At 72.7% G+C, this 21019-nt stretch carries 17 protein-coding genes; 9 read left to right on the plus strand and 8 right to left on the minus strand.

Annotated features, from left to right (window positions below):
* Positions 1–45: 45 nt before the first annotated feature.
* A complete protein-coding gene (locus A949_RS0114120) occupies positions 46–1857 on the minus strand; it encodes a peptide ABC transporter substrate-binding protein (protein WP_019356665.1) in 1812 nt (603 codons plus the stop codon).
* Between the two features lie 307 nt (positions 1858–2164).
* Here A949_RS0114120 and A949_RS0114125 point away from each other — a divergent pair, with 307 nt between their 5' ends.
* From A949_RS0114125 to A949_RS0114135, 3 genes are read left to right on the plus strand one after another with little or no spacing between them, the layout of a single operon-like run.
* The gene (locus A949_RS0114125; RefSeq protein WP_019356666.1) at positions 2165–3412 is read left to right on the plus strand and encodes an ROK family transcriptional regulator; all 1248 of its coding nucleotides are present in this window, start codon (positions 2165–2167) and stop codon (positions 3410–3412) included.
* A 10-nt stretch (positions 3413–3422) separates the two neighbouring features.
* A complete protein-coding gene (locus tag A949_RS0114130; protein WP_019356667.1) occupies positions 3423–4946 on the plus strand; it encodes a M81 family metallopeptidase in 1524 nt (507 codons plus the stop codon).
* Positions 4943–5698 (plus strand): copper homeostasis protein CutC, encoded by a 756-nt coding sequence (locus tag A949_RS0114135; RefSeq protein WP_019356668.1) that lies wholly within the window; start codon positions 4943–4945, stop codon positions 5696–5698. Before A949_RS0114130 ends, A949_RS0114135 begins: the two co-directional genes overlap by 4 nt.
* Positions 5699–5885: 187 nt before the next feature.
* Here the strand turns inward: A949_RS0114135 and A949_RS0114140 are convergent, their stop codons facing one another.
* Entirely contained in the window at positions 5886–6158 is a 273-nt protein-coding gene (locus A949_RS0114140; protein ID WP_019356669.1) for a hypothetical protein, read from the minus strand.
* A gap of 209 nt (positions 6159–6367) precedes the next feature.
* On the opposite strand from A949_RS0114140, the gene tsaD reads away from it, so the two are divergent.
* Entirely contained in the window at positions 6368–7525 is a 1158-nt protein-coding gene (tsaD, locus tag A949_RS33420) for a tRNA (adenosine(37)-N6)-threonylcarbamoyltransferase complex transferase subunit TsaD (protein WP_051019489.1), read from the plus strand.
* A gap of 97 nt (positions 7526–7622) precedes the next feature.
* Here the strand turns inward: tsaD and A949_RS0114150 are convergent, their stop codons facing one another.
* Positions 7623–8639 carry a LysR family transcriptional regulator gene (locus tag A949_RS0114150; protein WP_019356671.1) on the minus strand — a complete coding sequence of 339 codons (1017 nt, stop codon included), beginning with the start codon at positions 8637–8639 and terminating at the stop codon, positions 7623–7625.
* Positions 8640–9006: 367 nt separating this feature from the next.
* On the opposite strand from A949_RS0114150, the gene A949_RS0114155 reads away from it, so the two are divergent.
* Both A949_RS0114155 and A949_RS0114160 read left to right on the plus strand, forming a co-directional pair.
* Positions 9007–10257, plus strand: a complete 1251-nt coding sequence (locus tag A949_RS0114155; protein WP_019356672.1) for a M24 family metallopeptidase — start codon at positions 9007–9009, stop codon at positions 10255–10257.
* 97 nt (positions 10258–10354) lie between these two features.
* The gene (locus A949_RS0114160; RefSeq protein ID WP_026004633.1) at positions 10355–11629 is read left to right on the plus strand and encodes an NAD(P)/FAD-dependent oxidoreductase; all 1275 of its coding nucleotides are present in this window, start codon (positions 10355–10357) and stop codon (positions 11627–11629) included.
* Between the two features lie 88 nt (positions 11630–11717).
* Here A949_RS0114160 and A949_RS33425 read toward each other — a convergent pair whose 3' ends face one another.
* The 3 genes from A949_RS33425 to A949_RS33430 form a co-directional block, all read right to left on the minus strand.
* Positions 11718–12029: a hypothetical protein gene (locus tag A949_RS33425; protein ID WP_019356674.1), complete on the minus strand. Its 312-nt coding sequence runs from the start codon at positions 12027–12029 to the stop codon at positions 11718–11720.
* Positions 12030–12074: 45 nt separating this feature from the next.
* Positions 12075–13409, minus strand: a complete 1335-nt coding sequence (locus A949_RS0114170) for an MFS transporter (RefSeq protein ID WP_019356675.1) — start codon at positions 13407–13409, stop codon at positions 12075–12077.
* Between the two features lie 272 nt (positions 13410–13681).
* Positions 13682–15142, minus strand: a complete 1461-nt coding sequence (locus A949_RS33430) for a Glu/Leu/Phe/Val dehydrogenase dimerization domain-containing protein (RefSeq protein WP_019356676.1) — start codon at positions 15140–15142, stop codon at positions 13682–13684.
* Between the two features lie 958 nt (positions 15143–16100).
* On the opposite strand from A949_RS33430, the gene A949_RS0114180 reads away from it, so the two are divergent.
* Together A949_RS0114180 and A949_RS0114185 are read left to right on the plus strand one after the other, a co-directional pair.
* Positions 16101–17387 carry a pentapeptide repeat-containing protein gene (locus A949_RS0114180; RefSeq protein ID WP_019356677.1) on the plus strand — a complete coding sequence of 429 codons (1287 nt, stop codon included), beginning with the start codon at positions 16101–16103 and terminating at the stop codon, positions 17385–17387.
* A gap of 79 nt (positions 17388–17466) precedes the next feature.
* Complete coding sequence (locus A949_RS0114185) at positions 17467–17940, plus strand: diadenosine tetraphosphate hydrolase (RefSeq protein WP_026004634.1); 474 nt, start codon at positions 17467–17469, stop codon at positions 17938–17940.
* Positions 17941–18098: 158 nt separating this feature from the next.
* On the opposite strand, the gene A949_RS0114195 is transcribed toward A949_RS0114185, so the two are convergent.
* Positions 18099–19163, minus strand: coding sequence for a PP2C family protein-serine/threonine phosphatase (locus tag A949_RS0114195; RefSeq protein WP_019356680.1), 1065 nt, complete (start codon positions 19161–19163; stop codon positions 18099–18101).
* A gap of 649 nt (positions 19164–19812) precedes the next feature.
* On the opposite strand from A949_RS0114195, the gene A949_RS0114200 reads away from it, so the two are divergent.
* On the plus strand, positions 19813–20265 hold the full coding sequence (locus tag A949_RS0114200; protein ID WP_019356681.1) for a DoxX family protein: 453 nt from the start codon (positions 19813–19815) through the stop codon (positions 20263–20265).
* 118 nt (positions 20266–20383) lie between these two features.
* On the opposite strand, the gene A949_RS0114205 is transcribed toward A949_RS0114200, so the two are convergent.
* Positions 20384–21010, minus strand: coding sequence for a GNAT family N-acetyltransferase (locus tag A949_RS0114205; protein ID WP_019356682.1), 627 nt, complete (start codon positions 21008–21010; stop codon positions 20384–20386).
* Between the last annotated feature and the right edge of the window lie 9 nt (positions 21011–21019).

The following is a 21019-nucleotide window of genomic DNA, read 5'->3' on the forward strand; positions in this document are numbered from 1 at the left end:
TGTTCCGTCGTTCGGGCTCGGTGGTGCGCGCGGTCGCGGGGACGGCTACTTGGTCCACTTCCACATGGCGGGGTGGAAGTTGGCGAGTGAGTCCTGCGCGAAGCCGTCGAGTCCCTTCTTGACCACGGAGACCTGGTAGTCGGGTTCGGGCAGCCACACCACCGGGAGCTTCTCGGCGAGGGCTGCGCTGTAGTCGCGCATGGCCTCGTCGGAGGCGGAGGTGGTGGTCCGGGCGACCAGCTTGTCGACCTCGGGGTCGGAGTAGTTGCCGAAGTTGGAGCCGCCGCCGGCGGCGAAGAGCGAGTCGCCGCTGGGGTAGGCGGGGAAGTACCAGCTGCCGGCGGTGCCGAAGAAGGAGAGCTGCCATTTGCAGCTCGGTTCGCTCGCCTTGCACTGGCCGGACTGCGAGAGGACGGAGTTGACCGGTGCGGTCTTGATGTGGAAGTCGATGCCGGTCTTGGCGAACGACGACTGCAGGGCACTCATCATGTTGTCGGTCACGGTGGAGCCGGACTGCGAGAGCACCTGCATGGAGAACTTGGTGCCCTTGTCGACGCCCTTGCCGCAGTGGCCGTCGCCGTCGCCGGGGCTGGTGCACACCATGGTGCCGCCGCGCTCGCTCCAGCCGTGGTCGGTGAGCAGCTTGCGGGCCTTGGCGGTGTCGTAGGGGTAGGGGTTGTCCTGCTGCTTCTTCGAGACGAAGGAGGACTTCTGGCCCTGCGGGATCGGGCCGTAGGTGGGCACCGCGGTGCCGTTGAAGACGACCTTGGAGAGCGTCTTCTGGTTCACCGACATCTGGATGGCCTGGCGGGCGTAGAGCTGCTTGAAGACCGGGCCCATCTTCGGGTTGTTGAAGTTGTAGGGCATGTAGGTGATGGCCCAGCCCGACCACGGCCGGACGGTGTAGCCCTTGGCGGTGAACTGCGACTTCTGGCCGAGGTCGGTGGCCTTGATGTAGCCGTAGTCGACCGTGCCGGCCCGCAGTGCGTTCTCCTCGGCGTCGGTGGTGGTGAACGGCAGCAGGTTGACGTTCTTGATGTGGGCCTTGCCGCCGCCGTCGTACTCGGCGTTGGCGGTGAGCTGCACCTTTCCGGCGGTGGAGAAGGACTTGAGGGTGTAGGGGCCGCTGACGGTCTTCCACAGCGGGTCGGTGGCGTAGCCGGAGATCTTCTTGGCGACTCCGTTGAGGTACTTCCAGACCTTCTTCGCCCCGGCGGGGGTGCGGTCCAGGTCGGAGACGGAGCCGGAGTCGCTGGTCTTGTCCCAGACGTGCTGCGGCATCGGGCGGATCATGCTCAGCTCGTTGGCGAGCATCCACTGCTGGTTGTAGGCCCGGTCGAAGGTGAGGGTGAAGTGGGTGTCGTCGACGGTCTTGAAGGATTTCCAGTTGTCCGGCGCCTTGCCGGGGCTGTAGCTGGCCCAGTCCTTCTTGTTCTCCTTGACGAGGTTGAACCAGAACTCCACGTCGCGGGAGGTGATGGGCTTGCCGTCGCTCCAGTGCCGGTCACCGAGGGTGACGGTCACGCTCTTGCTGTCGTCGGCGAAGTCCGCGGCGGTGGCCAGCGAGTTGTCCTTGTTCCAGCCGACCTTGCCGGTGGAGCCGTCGTAGGCGATCAGCGGCTCCCACAGGGACTGGGATATGGAGGAGTTGTTGGTGTTCAGGTGCGCGGCGGTGCCGATCGGGAGGATCCAGTTCGGCGTGAAGTTGGCCGGGAGCGCGTAGTTGATCGTGTCCGAGGCGCCGGAGGCGGACGAGGTGCCGCCACCGGAGCAGCCGGCCAGCAGTGCACCGGTGGTGGCGGTGGCGCCCGCGACGAGGGCCCAGCGGCGGCCGGCGGCCTTACGAGCAGGGGACATGGCTCTCCTCAGGAGGTAGGACCCGAAGGGGGAGCCCGGTGGACCGGGCTGGCGCCGTCGGACCGGCGCTGTGTTCACGACAGCTAACGCCTGCTGCGGCCCGCACACAAACAAAGTTCTGTAACAAGTAAGTATCTGCGGTTATGGAAAAAGCTCAGCCCACCTCAAGAACCGGCCATGATGCTGCTTTTTGCACGGTTTTGGGCGGTTTTTATGGCTGGAAAAGATCACCAGAATCCGTTCCGCAACGCGCCGCCCGGGCGTACCGTCTCCGGCACACCCCTCCATCGCGGAAGTTACTTCGTCCATGACTGAAATAAGCACAGGCGGTTCCAAGGACGCGAAGGGCGCCTCGGCCCTCGCCCCGCGGATCCTGGAACTCGTGGCATCCGGACAGGCGTCCTCGCGCGCCGAGCTCGCCGGTCTGCTCGGTGCCGCCGCCTCCACGGTCTCGCTGGCCGTGAGCCGGCTCGTCGAGCGCGGACTCATCGCGGAGGAGGGCACCCAGGCGTCCACCGGCGGGCGGCCCCGCAAGGTGCTGCGTCTCGGCGGGACCGACGAGTTCGCCGTCGCCGCCGACCTCGGCGGACGGCATGCCCGCGTCGGCGTGGTACTGCCCGGCGGCGGCGTCGCAGGCGTCTCGACCGTTCCGTTCGCCATCGACGAGGGACCCGAGGCGGCCCTGCCGCGGCTCGCCGAGACCCTGCGGGCACTGGCCGAGGACCACGGTCCCGGACTGCGCGGCGTCGGCCTCTCGCTGCCGGGCCCCGTCGACGTCGTCTCGGGCTCGGTCGTCATGCCCGCCCGGATGCCCGGCTGGAACCGCTTCCCGATCATCTCCTGGCTCCAGGACCGCTTCGGCGTCCCGGCCGCAGCAGACAACGACGCCAACTGCATGGCGGTCGGAGAGCACACCGTGCGGCCCGCCGAACACCGGCAGTCGATCATGGTGAAGATCGGTTCCGCGATCGGTGCCGGAGTCATCGTCGACGGCCGGCTCTTCCGCGGCGCCACCGGAGCCGCCGGCGAGATCACCCACATCCGCGTCGTCGGCGGTGCCGAAACCCCCTGCTCCTGCGGCAACACCGGGTGCCTGGAGACCGTGGCCTCCGGCGCCGCGCTGGTCCGCATCCTGCGCGAGCGCGGCGCACACGTCGACCGGCTGGAGGATGTGGTGCGGCTCGCCGGCCACGGCGACCCCGAGGCCACCCGCGCCGTCCGCAAGGCCGGCGACTACCTGGGCCAGGTCCTGGCCGCCAACGTCAACTTCTTCAACCCCGACGCCGTCTACCTCGGCGGCATCCTCTCCACCCTGGAACCGTTCGTCGCCGCCGTGCGCAGCCAGCTGTACGAGAGCTGCCACCCGCTGGTCACCGAGCACCTCACCATCGAACGCGTCAGCCTCAGCGCCGACGCCGGGCTGGTGGGCGCCGGGCAGTTCGCGCTGCAACGCGCTCTCGCCGACGCCCTGCGCCAGGTCGGCCGCACCGACCTGGCCTCCGGCCACCTTCCCTCCCCCGCCTCCCCCGCCTCGCCGGGCCCCCGCACACCGTAGGAGAACAGCCGTGTCACGCCCCCGCACCCCCGCCGACCGCCCGGTGATCGCGATAGCCGGACTCGGTATCGAGTCCTCCACCTTCTCCCCTGCCCGCACCCTGGCACCCGCCTTCCATCCCTCGCGCGGCGAGGAGGTGCTGGAGCGCTATCCCTTCCTGGCGCCCGGCCGGGAGCTGCGCGAGGCCGCCGAGTGGCACGGTGCGCTCGTCGGCAAGTCGCTGCCGGGCGGCACCGTCACGGCCGCCGCGTGGGAGGAGCTGACCGGCGAGCTGATCGAGAGGCTCGCGGCGCTGCCCGAGCCGGACGGCCTCTGGTACGACATCCACGGCGCCATGACCGTCGAGGGCGTCGACGACGCCGAGGCCGTGCTGCTGAAGCGCATCCGCGCCACCGTCGGCCCCCGCGTGACCGTCTCCACCTCCATGGACCTGCACGGCAACGTCTCGCGGGAACTCGTCCACCGCAGCGACCTGATCACCTGCTACCGGATGGCGCCCCACGAGGACCACATGGAGACCAAGGAGCGGGCCGCCCGCAACCTGGTGGACCTGCTGGCCTCCGGTGCACCCCGCCCGGCCAAGGCGTGGGTGCCGGTGCCGGTGCTGCTGGCCGGCGAGCAGACCTCCACCCGTGTGGAGCCCGCCCGGAGCGTGTACGCGGCCGTCGAGGAGGTCGAGGCCGCCGACGGCGTCACCGACGCCGCGATCTGGGTCGGCTACGCCTGGGCCGACGAGCCCCGCAACCGGGCCGCCGTCGTGGTCACCGGCCCGGACGGGGACGCCGTCGCTGCGGGCGCCGAACGGCTCGCCCGCGGCTTCTGGGACGCCCGCCACGACTTCGACTTCGTCGCCCCCACCGGCACCTTCGACGGCATCCTGGACGAGGCGCTCGCCTCCGATCGGCGCCCGTTCTACGTCAGCGACACCGGTGACAACCCGACCGCGGGCGGCGCGGGCGACGTCACCTGGGGCCTGACCCGGCTGCTGGAGCGCCCGGAGTTCCAACAGGACGACGGCCCGACGGTGCTCTACGCCTCCCTCCCGGGGCCGGAGGCGGTCGAGACCGCCGTCGCGGCGGGCGTCGGCGCCACCGTCACCGTCACCGCCGGAGCCGAGGTCGACGACCGGCACGCGGGCCCGGTCACCCTCACCGGCGTGGTGCACGCCGTCCGGCACGGCGACCGGGACGCCGGGACCGAGGTCGTCATCCGGGTCGGCAGCGTCCACGCGATCCTCACCCGGCTGCGCAAGCCCTACCACCACGAGCACGACTTCACCGACCTCGGCCTCGACCCGCGCGGCGCCGACATCGTGATCGTGAAGATCGGCTATCTGGAGCCGGAACTGGCCGAGATGTCGACCGGCTGGAAGATGGCACTCACCCCCGGCGGAGTCGACCAGGACCTGGTACGCCTGGGCCACCACCGCATCCGCCGCCCGATGTTCCCCTTCGACCGCGGCATGGCCGACCCCGACCTGCGGGCCCGCCGCATCCCGGCCTCCGACCAGCCGCTGACCGGGGACGACGAGTGACCGCCCGGCCCGCCCTGGAGATCGCCGTCACCTCACCGGCCGGTGCCCGCATCGCACGCGAGCACGGCGCCGACCGGGTCGAGCTGTGCACCGGCCTGGAACTGGGCGGCCTCACCCCGTCCGCCGCGCTCGTCGAGGCCGCCGCCGAAGCGGGCCCGCCGGTGCACGTGCTGGTCCGGTGCCGGCCCGGCGACTTCGTGCACGACGCGGAGGAGGTGGCGCTGATGGCCGCCGAGGTGCGGTCGGCCGTCGCCTCCGGAGCCGCCGGAGTGGTGATCGGGGCGCTCACCGCCCGCGGCGCCCTCGACGTCCCCGTGGTGGCCGCGCTCGCCGAGGCCGCACACGCCGCGGGCCGGCCGGTGGAGGTCACCCTGCACCGGGCCGTCGACCAGGCCGCCGACCCGGTCGCGGCCGCGGCGCTGCTGCCCGGGCTCGGCCTCACCCGGGTGCTCACCTCGGGCGGGGCCGCCACCGCGGTCGAGGGGGCCGGGGTGATCGCCGCGATGGCCGCCGCCGCTGACGGCGTGGAGGTGATGGCCGGCGGCGGGGTGCGCCCCGGCACGGTCGCGGAGCTGCTCGCCGCGGGCGCCGCCGCCGTCCACCTCTCCGCCAAGACCCGGGCCGCGCCCCGGCGCGGCGGGAGATGGGTGCCGCTCGGCGCCGCAGGCGCCTCGGCCGCGGAGGACGGGCACTTCGTCACCGACCCCGCCGTCGTCGCGGCAGCCCGGCGGGCGCTGGACGCTGCGGGCTGACCTCCGCCGGCCGCGTGGACTGAACGGGCGCGCACAGCCGGCCCGTCCGGTTCACTCTGATCCACGGCGGAGTGAGCGGCCGGGCCCTTGCCTGCCGTTCCCGCAGCGCGCCGCCGGGGCTCTCGCCCGGGCCCCGGCGGCGCCGACCTGCCGCGGATGTGCGCGGACCTCCGCGACCGGCCGGCCGTCAGCCGCGCCGCGCCAGGAACACGCGCGTTCCCACCGCCAGCAGGATGCCGAACACGACGAGGTACAGACCCAGTCGGTCCTGCGGCAGCGCCGACGACCAGACCCGCCACGTCGAGGGCGTATAGCCGTCGGCCGCCAGATAGGCCCCGTAGGAGCGGGGGGGCTGCGCCATCCGATCGTGTCCGCGCACCCACAGCAGCGCGCCCACGACGGCGCAGGTGGCGGATATCGCGTACAGGACCGCCGCACGCTGCCGAGCAGGTCTGCTCACAGGTTGCCTCCTTGATGATCGCCGGCTTTCCGGTGCGGGAATTCTCGCTGGCCGCACCGTCCGGCAGCGCGTCAGGGGCACCTTCTGCCTCCAGCGTCACGACGGATCCATGAGGGCTCTTTCGGTACCGGCCCGGCGGCCCCGGCAGCATGCGGAGGTGCGCTCTGCGCAGGCTCGCTCTTATTGCATTTGGTTTGCAATTACAATCTATGGTCAAGAAAGCCGGATGTGAGGGAGTGACCGTGTCGCGAGGACCGATCGTGCTCGGCATCGAGTCGTCGTGCGACGAGACAGGCGCGGGGATCGTGCGGGACGGGAAGCTGCTGGCGCACGTCGTCGCGTCGAGCATGGACGAGCACGCGCGGTTCGGCGGTGTCGTGCCCGAGATCGCGGCCCGCGCACATCTGCACTCCTTCAACCCCGTGGTCCGGCGGGCGCTCGACCAGGCGGGGCTGCGGCTGAGCCGGATCGACGCGCTCGCGGTCACCACCGGGCCCGGCCTCCCGGGCGCGCTGCAGGTGGGGCTCGCCGGGGCGAAGAGCCTCGCCTACGCCGTGGGAGCACCGCTGTACGGGGTGCACCATCTGGCCGGGCACGTCGCGGCGGACACCCTGGAGCACGGGCCGCTGCCGGCCCCCTCCGTGGTGCTGATCGTCTCCGGCGGCCACACCTCGCTGCTCCTGGTCCGGGACCTGGTGCGGGAGCCGATCCTGCACCTCGGTGACACCCTGGACGACGCGGCCGGTGAGTGCTTCGACAAGGTCGCCCGCGTGCTGGGCCTGCCGTATCCGGGCGGTCCGGCCGTCGACCGGACGGCACGGGACGGCGATCCGCGGGCCGTTGCCTTCCCCAGGCCGTTGACGCGCACCGGCGACGACCCGTACGCGTTCTCCTTCTCCGGGCTCAAGACGGCTGCGGCCCGCTGGGCCGAGCAGCACCGCCTCCGTGGCGAGGAGCCGCCCGTGGCCGACGGGGCCGCCGCCCTGCAGGAAGCTGTCGCCGACGTGCTGACCCGCAAGGCGGTCGCGGCCTGCCGCGCCCACGGTGTCGGGACGCTGGTGGTGGTCGGCGGCGTGGCGGCCAACTCCAGGGTCCGGGCCCTGGCGGAGCAGCGGTGCGCCGCGGCCGGGGTCGAACTGCGCGTCCCGCCGCTGACGCTGTGCACGGACAACGGGGCGATGATCGCGGCCGTCGGTGATCTGCTGGTGCGCTCCGGTGCCGAGCCCGCGCCGCTGGGAGTGTCCGTCGACCCGTCGGCACCGCTGGAGTACGCGGCGCTGCAGCCGGGCGCTCCGGTCGGTGGGGCGGGCCCGGTGGGGACGGAGCCGGCCCGCAGGGTCAACGGTGGCGGGACAGCCGCACGGTGAAGCCGGCTCGGCCGGCCGGTCCCTACGACAGCGCGGCTTGCCCTGCTGGATGTGACGGAGCAGGAGCCCGGCATCGGTGGCTCGGTGCCGCCGTCTCTCAGCGACCGTCCGGATCCTCCAGCAGCCGGCGCGCGGCTGCGGTGTCCAGGGCGGCGCGGACGAAGGCCAGTTCGGAGGGGCGGTCTCTGGTCGAGGTCCGCCGGATGACGGTGATGCGGCGCCTGATCGGGTCCCGGAAAGGGAAGACGTCGACGTTCGCCGGCCGCAGTGGCAACGCGAGTTCGGCGACCAGGGTGATACCGAGGCCCGTCGCCACCATCGCCATGGCGGTGGCCTGCTCGTCGATCTGATGCGCGATCCGCGGGGTGAAGCCGGCCGTCCGGCACACCGCGGACAGGGCCCGCCCGAACTCGGTGTCGGTCCCGGAGGCGACCCAGGAGCTGCCGGCCAGCTCCGCGAGGTCCACGGGGGCGCCCGGGGCCGCGCCGTCCCGGTCCGCGGACCGCGGCGGGGCGGCGGCCGCGGGCGGCTCCTCGGCGGATGCGCCGGGGGCCGCCGGTGTGCCCAGGGTGCCGTGCGGGGCGACGAGGTAGAGCTGCTCCACGCCGACCAGAGTGCTCTCCAGCGCGCCGTCCAGGGCGCCGGAGCCGGGGGCGGTGGGATAGTCCAGTACGAACGCCAGGTCGAGGTCGCCGTCCCGTACGGCGGCCTGGGTCTCCTCCGGTACGACCTCCCGGGTCCTGACGTGCACCCCGGGGTGGCGTTCGGCGAGAGTGGCCAGCGTGGGCGGCACGAGGGTTCCCGCGAGAGTCGCCAGTACGCCCACGGTCAGGTCGGCGGTGAGGGTCTCCCGCGCCTGTTCGAGGGCGATTCGGGCGCGCTCCTCGGCGGCCAGGATCTCCTCGGCGTGCTGCGCCAGCACGCGTCCGATCTCCGTCAGCCGGACGCGGCGCCCGACATGTTCCAGCAGCGGCACAGCCACCTCCCGCTCCAGCGCGGCCAGCTGCTGGGAGACGGCGGAGGGCGTGTAGTGGAGCGCGGCCGCGGCTTCGGTGAGGGTGCCGCGCCGGGACAGCTCCCGGAGCATGCGCAACCGGTTCAGCGAGAGTTCCATTAACCAAACCTAATGAGATCGCTGAAGGTTTTCCCGATGGACGTGAAAGAACGCGGTGCACGAGACTGCGTGCACGGCGGAAGCCCGGCGGTCGGGCGGATCCCGCCGCAGCGGACCGATTCCACACATCCATCCTTCTCCGCTCCCGGGCCGGGTCCCGCTCGCGGCCGCATCGGCGGTGGCCACGGGGCGCCGGGAGAGGCCGGCCCCGCCCCGGTGCGCTCCCCCGCGCCGGGGCGGGTACGACGAGCACTCAGCACGAGCGGCCGGATGCCCGGAGCCCGCCACCGTCACACCACGTCGGCCGGCCGGGCACGGCTGCCGAACGGTCCACCGAATTCCTCGAGCAGGAAGAGAAGAGGGGCACATGGGCACCACGGAACACGGCGGACACGGACCCGACGTCACCCGGCTGGGCAACGCCCCCTCGCCGGGCTGGCTCACCGAGCAGAACGCCGCATCCATCCGGGCCACGGAGGGCCCGGCCTTCGACGAGGCGGAGTACGCGGCGCGGCTGCGGGAGCTGCGCGGCCGTATGGCGCGGCTGCCGCTGGACGCGATGCTGGTCTTCCGGCCCTCCAGCGTGGAGTACCTGTGCGGCTTCCACACGGCGGAGACAGCTCCGCAGCCGCTGCTGGTCACCGGCTCCGAGACCCATCTCTACCTGCCCGACCTGGAGGTCGGCAGGGCGCTGGCCAGTTCGGTGGCCGGCAGCCTCCACTACTGCGGCTACGCGGACGCGCTGCGCGGCCTGGAACTCTTCATCCGGCACGCGGCGACGGTGCTCCCCCAGGGCGCGCGGGTCGGGGTCGAGGTCGGGCACGCCTCGACGCCGCCGCGCGCGCTGGAGCTGCTGCGCGAGCAGGGGCTGGTGGTCGTGCACCCGGACCATCTGGTCGAGCGCGCCCGCCTGGTGCTCTCCCCCGCCGAGCTGCGCCGGATGGAGGAGGCGGCCGCCGTGACCCAGCGGGGCGTGGCGGCGGGGGTGGCCGCCGCCGGCGCCCACGGAGCGACCGACTCCTCGGTGGCCGCGGCGATCGCCGAGGCGCTGTACCGCGAGGCGGACTCGCCCTCGGCCTGGGGGCCGGTCGTCGCCACCGGGCGGCGCGGCGGCATTCCGCACTCCAGTTGGGTGGGCCGGGAGCTGGGCAGCGGGCCCACCTTCCTGGAGTTCGCCGGGACCCGGGACCGCTATCACGCGCCGGTGATGCGCACGGTGGTGCGGGACGGGGCGCTGGACGCGGCGGACCGGCGGCTGGCGGAGCTGGCCCGCACGGCCGTCGCCGCCGTGCTGGAGACCGCAGCGGACGGGGTCACCGCCGCACAGGTCGCCGTCCAGGCCGGCAAGGCGCTGGGACCGCTGCCGGACGACGTCATGTTCCACCAGCTCTTCGGCTATCCCGTCGGCCTGGCGCACAAGCCGCACTGGATGGACGGCGCCCCCTTCTATCTCACCCCGGACAATCACGAGCCTCTGGTGAGCGGCATGGCGTTCCACATTCCCGGCTCCTTCCGCTCCTTCGGCACGTCAGGGGTCGGCCTGAGCCAGACGTTCGTGGTCGAGGAGCACGGCACGCGCGTGCTCACCCACGGCCCGGCCGACGTCATCGAGGTGTGAGACCGGGCCCCGTCGCACCCGGGCCGGTGCCGCCGGGCGGCGGCCCGGCCGACGGGTTGCGCAACCGCACTGCTTCTCCGGATTCTTCGAGGTGACCGTGAACACATCGCACACCGCACCCGAACACGTCGCCGTCGTCGGGGCCGGCATGGCCGGGCTTTCCGCCGCGTGGTTCCTCCAGGAACGCGGGGTGCGGGTGACCGTGCTGGACCGCGAGGGAGTGGCATCGGGCTCCTCGTGGGGGAACGCGGGCATGCTGAATCCCGCGTTCACCGTGCCGCTCCCGGAGCCGTCCGTGCTGCGCTACGGCATCGCCTCCCTCTTCGACCGGGACTCACCGGTGTCCGTGCCGCCCGCCGTCGACCGCCACCTGTGGGCCTTCCTCCTCTCGTTCGCGCGCAACTGCACGGCACGGCGGTGGCGGCGCACGATGGCGGTGTTCAACGAACTCAACCGCGGCTGCCTCGCGGCGTACGAGCAGCTCGTCGAGGGCGGCGTGCACGCTCCCGTGAAGGACGCCGACCCGCTGGTCATCGCCTGCCGGAACCAGCAGGACCGCGCGCATGTACTGGAGGAGTTCGCGCACATGAGCGCGACCGGAGGTGACGAGGCCCGGTTCGAGGCCGTCTCCGGTGCGGAGCTGCGCGCACTCGAGCCCGTGCTCAGCGACGAAGTCCGGCTGGGGCTGAAGGTGCACGGGCAGCGCTTCATCAACCCGCCCGCGTTCCTGGACACCCTCGCGGAGGACGTCCGCAGCCGGGGCGGGGACATCGTCGAGGGCTGCTCGGTGGCCCGGATCCGGGACCGGGGCCGGGCTGGTGTGGAGCTGGTTCCTTCCCCCTCCTCCGCGGTGGCGGAGCCGGTGCGGGCCGACGCGGTCGTGCTCGCCTGCGGCGCGTGGCTCGACGCCCTGGCCCGGCCCTTCGGGGTCCGGATGCGGGTGCAGGCGGGTCGCGGGTACAGCTTCACGGTGCGGCCGCGGGCGATGCCGACGCATCCGATCTACCTGTCGGGCCAGCGGATCGCGTGCAATCCGCTGGGCGACCGCTTCCGGGTCACCGGCACCATGGAGTTCCGCGCGCCCGACGCGCCGCTCGACCCGCGGCGGGTGCGCACCATCGTCGAGTCCGCCCGGCCGATGTTCCGCGACGTGGACTGGGCGGACCGCCGCGAGGAGTGGGTGGGATCCCGGCCGTGCACCGCGGACGGGCTGCCGCTGGTCGGGGCGAGCCGCTCGCCCCGGGTGCAGGTCTCCGGCGGGCACGGTATGTGGGGCATGGTGCTCGGACCGCTCACCGGGCGGCTGCTCGCCGACGCCATGACCGGCGGTGAGGTGCCGCCGCTGCTGCGCCGTCTCGACCCGCTGCGCTGAACGGCGTTCCCGCGGTCCGCGGAGGGGACGGTACGTCAGGCTCCGTCCGCGCCGGCAGAGCGCCTCGGCGATCACGCGGGTGGCGAAGTCACGGTCGGCCGGTGATCCGGTGGGAGGGTTCGGCGAGCAGGAAGGCGGTGGCCTCCGGGGAATGCGGCTCCTCGCGCCGCCACTCGCCGAACTGCCGACGACACCGGCTGGGACCGAGGCCGGTACCGGCGGCGGCGAGCAGGCCGGCCATGGTGGGGAAGACCTCCGTGCGGACGCTCCTGTGCGTCGTGCGCAGCGAGGCGGCGAACTGGCGCTCCAGCCGCCGCTGTTCGGCGTCGGGGGACGTGGGTGCGGCCGGGCCCGCGCTCCTGCCGCCTGCCGCCTGCCGCCTGCCGCCTGCCGCCTGCATACGGGACCAGGGGCCTGCGCCGTCGTGCGGGACGGGCGCCTCGGGTCAGCGCTCCAGTTCCTCCCCGGACCGTTCCGGCAGCCGCAGATAGACGAGCGCGGACAGCAGGCACAGCGCCGCCACGTACCACGGGAAGGCGTCGGGAATCTCCAGGTCCTCGAACAGGGTGCCGACGTAGGGCGCGGTGCCGCCGAAGAGCGCCACCGCCAGCGAGTACGGGAATCCGATACCGGTGGCCCGGACCCGGGCGGGGAAGATCTCCGCGTTCACCGCCGCGGCGATCGAGGTGTAGCCGGTGAGCAGCACCATGCCGGCGCACTGGACCAGCAGCAGTGAGGCGAACGAGTCCCCGACCGCGTGCAGCATCGGCACGCACAGTACGGCGAAGCCGATCGCGAAGGCCAGCAGCAGCGGTTTGCGGCCGATCCGGTCGGACAGCATCCCGCCCAGCGGCTGGAGCAGCATGAAGAAGACCAGCGAGATCGTGCCGGACACCAGCGCGTCGCTCTTCTCGAGACCGGCGTTGACCTCCGCGTACGTCGGCAGGTAGGCGGTCCACACGTAGTAGGCGATCGTCCCGCCGGCCGTGATCCCCACGATGAGGAGGGATTCGCGGGGGTGCAGCCGCAGCGCGTCGAACAGCCCGGGGCGCGGTGCCCGGGCCTGCTGCTCGCTCCGTGTCTCCCGCGCCCCGCGCCGCACCCAGAATCCGGCCAGGCTCAGCAGCGCTCCGAACAGGAACGGCACCCGCCAGCCCCACTGGTGCATCTGACCGTCGCTCATGGTGGAGACGAGCAGCGCGGCGACGCCGCTGGCGACCAACTGGCCCGCGGTCGTCGACACATACTGGAAACTGGAGAACAGCCCCCGCCGGCCGGGGCCCGCGGACTCCACCAGGAACGTCGTCGAGGCGGCGAACTCACCGCCCACGGACAGTCCTTGCAGCAGGCGGGCCGCCACCAGCACCACCGGGGCCAGGCCCCCGGCGGACGCGTAGGTGGGCGTGACGGCGACCAGCAGGCTGCTGCCGCCCATCAGCAGGATGGTCAGCGTCAGTGCGGCCCGCCGCCCGGCCCGGTCGGCCACCGATCCCAGCAGCAGGCCGCCCACGGGCCGCATGAAGAAGCCGACGGCGAAGACCGCGAAGGTGGAGAGCAGCGGGACCAGTGAACTGCCCGTGCCCTCGGGGAAGATCTCGTCGGCGATGTAGGTGGCGAGGAAGGAGTACGCGAACCAGTCGTACCACTCGACGCCGTTGCCGACCGAGGCGGCGACCAACTGGCGTCCGGTGCGCCGGGGCGGACCGTCGCGCCACTCGTCAGGCCGGCCGGGCTGCGGCCCTCCGGCCGCATCCTGCGGCTGTTCACTCACCCGCGTCATCGATCGCCATCCTTCCGGTGCGCTTGCCTTGCGCACCGGGTAACGGGACTCCGCCACGCCGCCATTCCTGCATCTCCGCCGCGTCCCGGCATCCGGTCACCCTGGGCCCGGCTGGCCTCGGTCGACGGGAGGCCGTCCGGCCTCCGGGCCGCCGTCCGGCGGCCCGTGCCGCCGTGGAAGCGCGCCGGTGCGGGTACCGCGTCGGGGCAGAACGGGAGATGCCTGCGGCCGGGACTTCCCGACCGCAGGCACCCGCACCGGCGCGAGTCCTCTCAGTGACGCGCTGGGGGCTCGTCGGACGTGCCCGGCCAGTAGGCGGGGAAGGCCGCGGCGGGCTGCCGCCCGGTCTCCATGAGACCGGCGTCCGGCTCCAGCTCGGCCACGATCGGCGCCACCCCGTTCGGCGGGGCCACCGCGACGATGTCGGTGACGGCCTCGGGACCCGGCGCCGGCTCGCACCCGGGCACCGAACCGATGTGTGCGTCCGGCAGCTGCTGGTCCCGGTCGGTGCGGTCGAACAGGTCGCGGAAGGCCACCGCCGCCCCGCACTCGCCGATCATCCGCTGCGAGTTCTGCTTCGCGAGCCGGACCCCGGCGGCGCGCATCGACATTCCGGTCTCGTCCGCCAGGATCATCAGTTCGCGGACCAGCGGCCGGATCTGGGAGGCCAGTCGGCCGCAGGCTCCGCTGGGGCTGACCACGTCGCCCAGGATGACCCACCAGGCTCCGGCGGCGGCACCGGTGTTCGCGATGAAGTCGGGCACCACGCCGACCCCCCGCTCCTTCAGGAGCTGTTCGGCTTCGGGGGTGGTGGGCACGTTCGCGGCCTCCACCACGAGTTCGGCAGTGACGCGGTGGCAGTTCTCCTCGGTGATCACGTAGGAGACGGCGGCCGGGACCAGGACATCGACCTCCTGGTCCAGCCACGCGTCGCCGGGGCAGACCTCGTCGTCGTCGCGCAGCGCGGAGCGGTCGATCACCCCGCTGGTGCTGCGTGCGCTCAGCAGACCTTCGACATCGACGCCGCGCGAGGGGTTGCGGACCAGCCCCTGGGCGTCGGTGACCCCGACGATCCTCACTCCGGCGCGCGCCAGGTACAGCGCCGTGGCCCCTCCCATCGTGCCGAAGCCCTGGACGACGGCGCGAGCGGACGCAGCGGGGATGCCGCGGTGCTCCAGCGCCGCCAGCGCCGCCTCCGCCACGCCGAAGCCGCCGACCAGCTCCGAGAGCTTCAGGCCGTCCGTCCGGGTCGCGAAAGCCTGCCGGACGCGTTCCCGCGCTTCCTCCTCGTCCGGGGCGCGGACCATGGCGGCGTGGAAGGAGGTGTCCCCGAGGCCGACCCGCGCGAAGGCGCTGTCGAGCTCGTCCTGCTGGGTCCCGAGGTCCCCGGCCGTCACCCAGAAGCGCTCCAGCAGCGGCCGCACGCCCTGGAGGAACCGCTCCCGCACCCCGTCGGCGCGGGGGTCGGCGGAGTCGAAGTCGATGCCGCCCTTGGCGCCGCCGACCGGGATGCCGAAGGCCCCCATCTTCAGCGTCATCTCCCGGGCGAGCGCCGCGACCTCGTCGAGCGTGCATCCCGGCCGCATGCGCAGGCCGCCGGTGGCGATGCCGGAGACCAGCTGGTCGATCACGACATAACCGCGCGCGCTGGTTTCCGAATCTCGCCACATGACCTGCAGGAAGGGATCATGCTCGGCAGCCTGCAGCGGCGTGTCGACAGCGTTCTGTGTCATGTGGCACTCACCCTTCCGTTAACTATCCAGGCTTTATGTGCGAGCTTTCAGGCATCACCGCCCAGCGGGCAGAAATCCGCTAACGCACATGAGGGGTCGCACGGTCCTGTTCCACCGATCGGGCGGGCAGCAATACGCGCAACGGTCGTGCGGGTTTATTCGGGCAGGCCGAATGACACCCGCAGGGGTGTTCTTCCAGTGATCCCCAGAAAAGGGAGGGGATGGATGTACGCAGAGAACGCATCCGGTTGCGTTGTACGTAGCGACCACTGTGCGGTCGGGATCACCCCTTGTCAAGGTGTCTCAGGAGGCGGCTCCGGCGGCCGCGTGACCACCCCGGCGCGATTGGCCCGAATGGGTGAAGGCCCCCTGGTCGAAGGGGCGTTGGGACATGATGCCGACGCCGGCGCACCGGGGTGGCCGGAGCCTGTCGCCCCCCGCTCGCCACCCCCGCCCGGACGGCCCTCCGGCGGTCCGCACGGCACCCCGGATTCCGCCCGCGGGACGGCCTCCGGGGCGGAATGCGTGGCGGTGCTTTCCGCCGGGTCCGGACGGGCTCCGTTCGGGTTTGCCCGGTACCGCTCGGGAGCTTTACCATTCGCCCTCTCCATCCCTTGGCCCCCGGAACAACCGTTCCGCCCTCCCGCTCTCCGCAACGGCCTCGCCGTATTCCGCGGACCACCCCTTCCGCAGGCCGGAAAGAGCCACTCGGCCCCTGGCTTGCCATGAGAGCATCGGCCTGTCACCGTGCTGTTTCCGGAAAACTACGAGTCCGGTCCCCTGGGAGCGTTCCGGGTTTTCCGACCACCACGTATCCGGTTGACCGGGCGAAGTCTCCGGGAGGGCCGGCGAGCGCGTCGTGGGGGGGCCGCGGCGCCGGGAGCGGGGGCGGGGCGTGGCTGATCTGGGCGAAACCGGTGTCGCGGGCCGGGCGGGTGAGCGAGGCTTGTGCGGTGTGATGTCACGACAGTCCAGGCCCTCGGAGGGCCGAGGCGGCCTGCGCCTGTGGCCGGTCGGCTCCGTACTCGCCCTGACCTTCCTCGCCTCGCTGGTCGTGGCCGCCGCGGTGTTCTTCACCGGGTGGGACCTGCTCGGCGCCCGGGGAATCGAGCGCGAGCGGCGGCTGACCTCGAAGACGGTCTTCGAACTGGTGAAACTCTCCTTCGGAGTGGTGGCCGGGTCCGGGGCGCTCGTCGCCCTGGTCGTGGCCTACCGGCGCCAGCGGGTCGACGAGGACGGTGCCCGCCGGGACGCCACCCGTCTGCACACCGAACGCTTCACCGGCGCGGTCGGCCAGCTCGGGGAGGAATCCGCCGCGGTCCGCCTGGGGGGCGTGCACGCCCTGGCGGGCCTGGCGGACGACGCCCCGGACCGGTCACGGCGGCAGACCTGCATCGACGTGCTGTGCGCCTACCTCCGGCTGCCCCTCCCGTCCGAGGAGGCCCCGGACGGGACGGAGGTCCCCGGCAGCCGGCGGGACCCGGGCCTGCACGAGGTCCGCCGTACCGTGCTCCGGCTCGTCCGCGACCGGCTGCGCCTCCCCGGTGACCACCCGCACTCCTGGCAGGGCTACGACTTCGACTTCACCGGCGCCGTCCTCGACGGCGGCTCCCTCGACCACGCGCAGTTCTCCGGCGGCACGGTCAGCTTCGACGACACCGTCTTCCGCGGGGCGGTGGTGCTCAACGGCGCCCGGTTCTGCGGCAGTACGGTCAACTTCACCGGCGCCCGGTTCACGGGCGGCACCACGGACTTCAACGGTGCGCACTTCGCCGGTGGCCGCGTCAGCTTCGAGGGCGCCCGGTTCTGCGGCGGCGCCGTCGGCTTCGGCGCCGCGCTCTTCACCGGCGGCACGGTCTCCTTCAAGGGCGCGCACTTCGCCGACGGGGCGGTCAGCTTCCGCGGGGCGCGATTCTCCGGCGACCCCGGCAGCTTCCGCGGCACGGTCAGCTTTCACGGGGCCCGCTTCTGCGGCACCGCCGTCGACTTCGACCGTGCCGGATTCGCCGGGAACGCAGTCGACATCGGCAGCGCGGAGTTCTCGGCTGGTGCGGTGACCTTCACCGGCGCGCGCTTCGCGGACGGCGGCGCCGACTTCACCCGTGCGACGTTTGCCGGTGGCGCGGTCGGCTTCCTGCAGGCGCAGGGCGCGGCTCCCCCGGGGCTGGTGCCGTCGAACGGCGCGCCGCCGCCCGCCGGCGTGCGCCTGCCGGACAGTTGGCACTCCGCGCCGACGCGCTCGTGAACGCGCGGTTCCGCACCCTCCACCGCCGCGGCCCGGAAGCGGCGGCGGTCTCCTCAACGGCGAGAGAATGGACACGGTGATGACAGCCGACTGGCGGGCCGATCGGATCGGGAGCGCGCTGCGCGGGGAGAACCCCGCTGTGCTGCGGCGGTTGGCATCGGGGTTCGCGGTGATCGGAGATGTGCAGTTCCTGCCGGGCTACGCGCTGCTGCTCGTGGACGACCCGGACGTGGGGCGGCTGTCGGACCTGCCCAGGGCGAAGCGGCTCTCGTTCCTGTCCGGCGTGGACCGGCTCGGCGAAGCGGTGGAGCGCGCCTGCCGACGGCTCGACCCGGCGTTCCGGAGAGTGAACCTGGAAATCCTGGGGAACAGGGACCCGTTTCTGCACGCGCACGTGTGGCCCCGGTACGACTGGGAGCCGGCCTCCCTCGTGGGAGGTCCGGTGTGGCGCTACCCGCGCGAGCGGTGGAGCGCACGGGAGTTCCGGCTCGGACCGCAGCACGACCCGCTGCGGGAGGCGATCGGAAGCGAGCTGGACCGGCTGGGCTCCTGATCCCGCCGCGGACGGCGCCGGACACTGACCGGTGGCGGCGCGGAAGGTCATCGAGGGGACGATGATGCCCTGCCGGCGCGCGGCTTCCCGCACCGCGCCCGGCAGCGCGGAGACCGCCGAGAGCTGACCGGCCCCGGCAACGGCGGGGCAGCGGAGCGTCAAGGGGGGTCCGTCGGCTCCGCGGTGCGTTGCAGCGCGACCACGGCGGCATCGTCGCCGAGGCTGCCGCCGCTGTGCGCGAGCAGGTCCCCCTTCAGCCGCCGTACCAGCGTGTCGGGGTCCTCTCCCACCCAGCGGGTGAGCCGCTCGGCCAGCGGATAGAAGGCCCCTGCCTCGTTCCGCGCCTCGATGACGCCGTCCGTGTACAGCAGGAGCAGGTCGTTCTCCTCCAGCGGGAAGGTGTCGGCCCGGTAGGCGGAGGAGACGAACTCGCCCAGGCCGAGCGGAGCTTCCTGCACCTTCGTCAGGAGCGGTGTGACGCTCCCGCCGCGCAGCAGGAGGGGTGGGGGATGCCCGCAGTTGACCAGCCTGACCACGTCTTCGCCATCGGGAAGCTCCACGAGGGCGGCCGTGATGAAGTCCTCCTCGCCGCCGCCGTCGGTACCGATGAGTTCGTGCAGGTCGCGGCTGACGCTGTGCTCCAGATAGCCTGCGAGGGAGGACAGTTCGTCGTGCTGGTACGCGGCTTCACGGAACGCGCCGAGCAGCAGTGCCGCGTCGCTGACCGAACTCAGTCCCTTTCCCCGGACATCACCGATGATCGCCCTGGTGCGGCTGCCGACGCGCGCGGCGGCGAACAGGTCGCCGCCGACCTGTGCCTCCTCTTCGGCCGCCAGGTAGAGGGAGGCGACCCGCAGCGGGCCCAGCCGCGCGGGCAGCGGGCGGAGCAGTACGCGTTGCACGGCTTCGGAGACCGTGCGGATCTGCGTCATCTCCCGCTGCTGACGCTCGCGTGAGGAGACGAAGACGGCGATCACGACGGTGACAAGGGCCAGTGCGAGGATCTGCATCTCATGATTGAGGGTCAGCCACCCACGACGGGTGACTCCGATCGCGAGCTGTGCCGCCGTGGCCACCACGCCCACCGCCACCACCAGCCGCCAGCCTCCCAGCGCAGCCGTGACCGCCGGTGCCGCGACCAGAACGGGGCCGAGGTGCACGTCCGGGGGCGCGAGGATGTCCACCACCAGCACGGCGACGATCAGGCCGAGCGGGAGGGCCAACAGCGCATGGCGCGGTCGCCATGGCCGTGCCGTGCCCCGAAGACTCCGAACCGAACCCACGGGCCCTGTATATCTCGCGTCCCCTCCCGACGCTCGCCCCCACACCGGTGCCCCGCTCCCCTGGGCGGAGGCTGGTCCGCGTACCGACGCGGGGCGTGGCAGGTGCCGACACCGGGCCGAGACAGCGGTACGTCGCAGCACCGTGGTGCGCTACGCGTCCTCGCCCACCGCTCCGTATGGCATGCGGCGCAGCCTGCTCTCCGGCTGCCCGACGGGCTTCCGGCCGGGGTCTGCCGCGGGGTTCGCCACCAGGGTCGCCGGACCTGGACGCGTTCCGCCCGGCGCGGTCGGCCGCAGGTGTCTCGACCGGTTCTTAACCCGGCCTTAAGCGGTCCTCGAGCATCTTGACCGCTTCCGCCGACTCGGGCATGGTCTAGACCAAGTACGGGATGTGTGTCCGTGAGCCCGGGACCCGGCGCGCGGAACAGCGTCCTCCACCGCCGCCCCTTCCTCCCGACCGGCCCTACCACTGCGGACCCCGTCGGCTCGGCCCGGTCCGTCGCTCACCCCTCCCACGCACAGGTGTTCCATCCGGGCCGAGTCGGGGCGAGGGCTCGGCGGCGTCCGTCCCCCCACGGAAGGAACCCCCATGTCCTCCCTCACCGCTCGACTGGACCAGGCCCGCCCCTACGCGACCGGAATGTTCCGGATCGTCGTCGGCCTGCTCTTCCTCTGCCACGGAGCCGCGTCGCTCTTCGGAGTGCTCGGCGGTGCGAAGGGCGGCGGCACCGTGCCGGTGGGTGCCTGGCCCGGCTGGTACGCGGCGGCGATCCAGTTCGCCGGGGGCCTGCTGGTCCTGCTCGGCGCGGGGACCAGGACAGCGGCCTTCGTCTCGTCCGGCTCGATGGCCTACGCCTACTTCGCGGTCCACCAGCCCAGGGGCCTCTTCCCCCTGCAGAACGACGGGGAAGCCTCGGCGATGTTCTGCTGGGCGCTCCTGCTGCTCGTCTTCACCGGGCCCGGAGCTCTGGCACTGGGTTCGCTGCGCTCCTCCTCGCGTTCCCGCACCCGCGAACTGGACCGGCAGACCGTCCCCGCCTGATACCGGCCCCACGACACCCGCGGCCGCCCGGACGCCGCACGCCCGGGCAGCCGCGGGCCTCCACGGGCGCCGGACCCGCGCGGCGGGACCGGGAGGACTCCCGGCACCGGATCGGCCGTCAGGGCCGCAACAGGCCGCCGACCCACCAGTCGTGCGGCTTGCCGTCGTTGGCGATGCTGCGGTTGCGCAGGGTCCCCTCGACGGTGAAGCCGAGCTTCTCGGCGACGGCCCGCGAGCCGGCGTTGCCGACCATGGCCCACCACTCGATGCGGTGCACGTCGAGAGCGGCCCAGCCCCACTCGCACAGCGACCGGGCGGCTTCCACCGAATAGCCGCGCCCGCGCTGGTCGGCGACCGCCCAGTAGCCGAGTTCCCAGACCCCCTGGCTGACCAGGAACAGGCAGTACGACCCCACCAGTTCGCCGGTGTCCTTGCGGAACGCGCCGAGGGTGTAGTTCCGGTCCTCGGCCCAGCCGGCGGGGAGGTCCTCGGCTATGCGCTTCTGCGCGTCCGCACGCCGGAACGGCACCGGAACCGGCGTGAAGTACTGGATGTCCTCGTCCTGGCAGGCCTGGTACAACGCGTCCACGTCGGCGGACGCGAAGGCCCGCAGCGTCAGCCGGTCCGTCTCGAGAGTCACCGGGTCCATCGCCGCAGTATGGACACCCGCCGCCGGCGCGGCGAGCGAATATTCCGGTACGCGGCCGGGCCAGGCGGCGTTGACCTTCACCTTGGGGCAGGCCACAGCATCGGT

The organism is Streptomyces sp. AA1529, assembly GCF_000280905.1.
Classification (GTDB): domain Bacteria; phylum Actinomycetota; class Actinomycetes; order Streptomycetales; family Streptomycetaceae; genus Streptomyces.

What these genes read in the sequence shown, in the direction of transcription:
- A949_RS0114120 (WP_019356665.1), bottom strand. Translation starts at nt 1,857, where the DNA reads ATGTCCCCTGCTCGTAAGGCCGCCGGCCGCCGCTGGGCCCTCGTCGCG.
- A949_RS0114125 (WP_019356666.1), top strand. Translation starts at nt 2,165, where the DNA reads ATGACTGAAATAAGCACAGGCGGTTCCAAGGACGCGAAGGGCGCCTCG.
- tsaD (WP_051019489.1), top strand. Translation starts at nt 6,368, where the DNA reads ATGGTCAAGAAAGCCGGATGTGAGGGAGTGACCGTGTCGCGAGGACCG.
- A949_RS0114150 (WP_019356671.1), bottom strand. Translation starts at nt 8,639, where the DNA reads ATGGAACTCTCGCTGAACCGGTTGCGCATGCTCCGGGAGCTGTCCCGG.
- A949_RS0114155 (WP_019356672.1), top strand. Translation starts at nt 9,007, where the DNA reads ATGGGCACCACGGAACACGGCGGACACGGACCCGACGTCACCCGGCTG.
- A949_RS33425 (WP_019356674.1), bottom strand. Translation starts at nt 12,029, where the DNA reads ATGCAGGCGGCAGGCGGCAGGCGGCAGGCGGCAGGCGGCAGGAGCGCG.
- A949_RS0114170 (WP_019356675.1), bottom strand. Translation starts at nt 13,409, where the DNA reads ATGACGCGGGTGAGTGAACAGCCGCAGGATGCGGCCGGAGGGCCGCAG.
- A949_RS33430 (WP_019356676.1), bottom strand. Translation starts at nt 15,142, where the DNA reads ATGACACAGAACGCTGTCGACACGCCGCTGCAGGCTGCCGAGCATGAT.
- A949_RS0114180 (WP_019356677.1), top strand. Translation starts at nt 16,101, where the DNA reads ATGTCACGACAGTCCAGGCCCTCGGAGGGCCGAGGCGGCCTGCGCCTG.
- A949_RS0114185 (WP_026004634.1), top strand. Translation starts at nt 17,467, where the DNA reads ATGACAGCCGACTGGCGGGCCGATCGGATCGGGAGCGCGCTGCGCGGG.
- A949_RS0114200 (WP_019356681.1), top strand. Translation starts at nt 19,813, where the DNA reads ATGTCCTCCCTCACCGCTCGACTGGACCAGGCCCGCCCCTACGCGACC.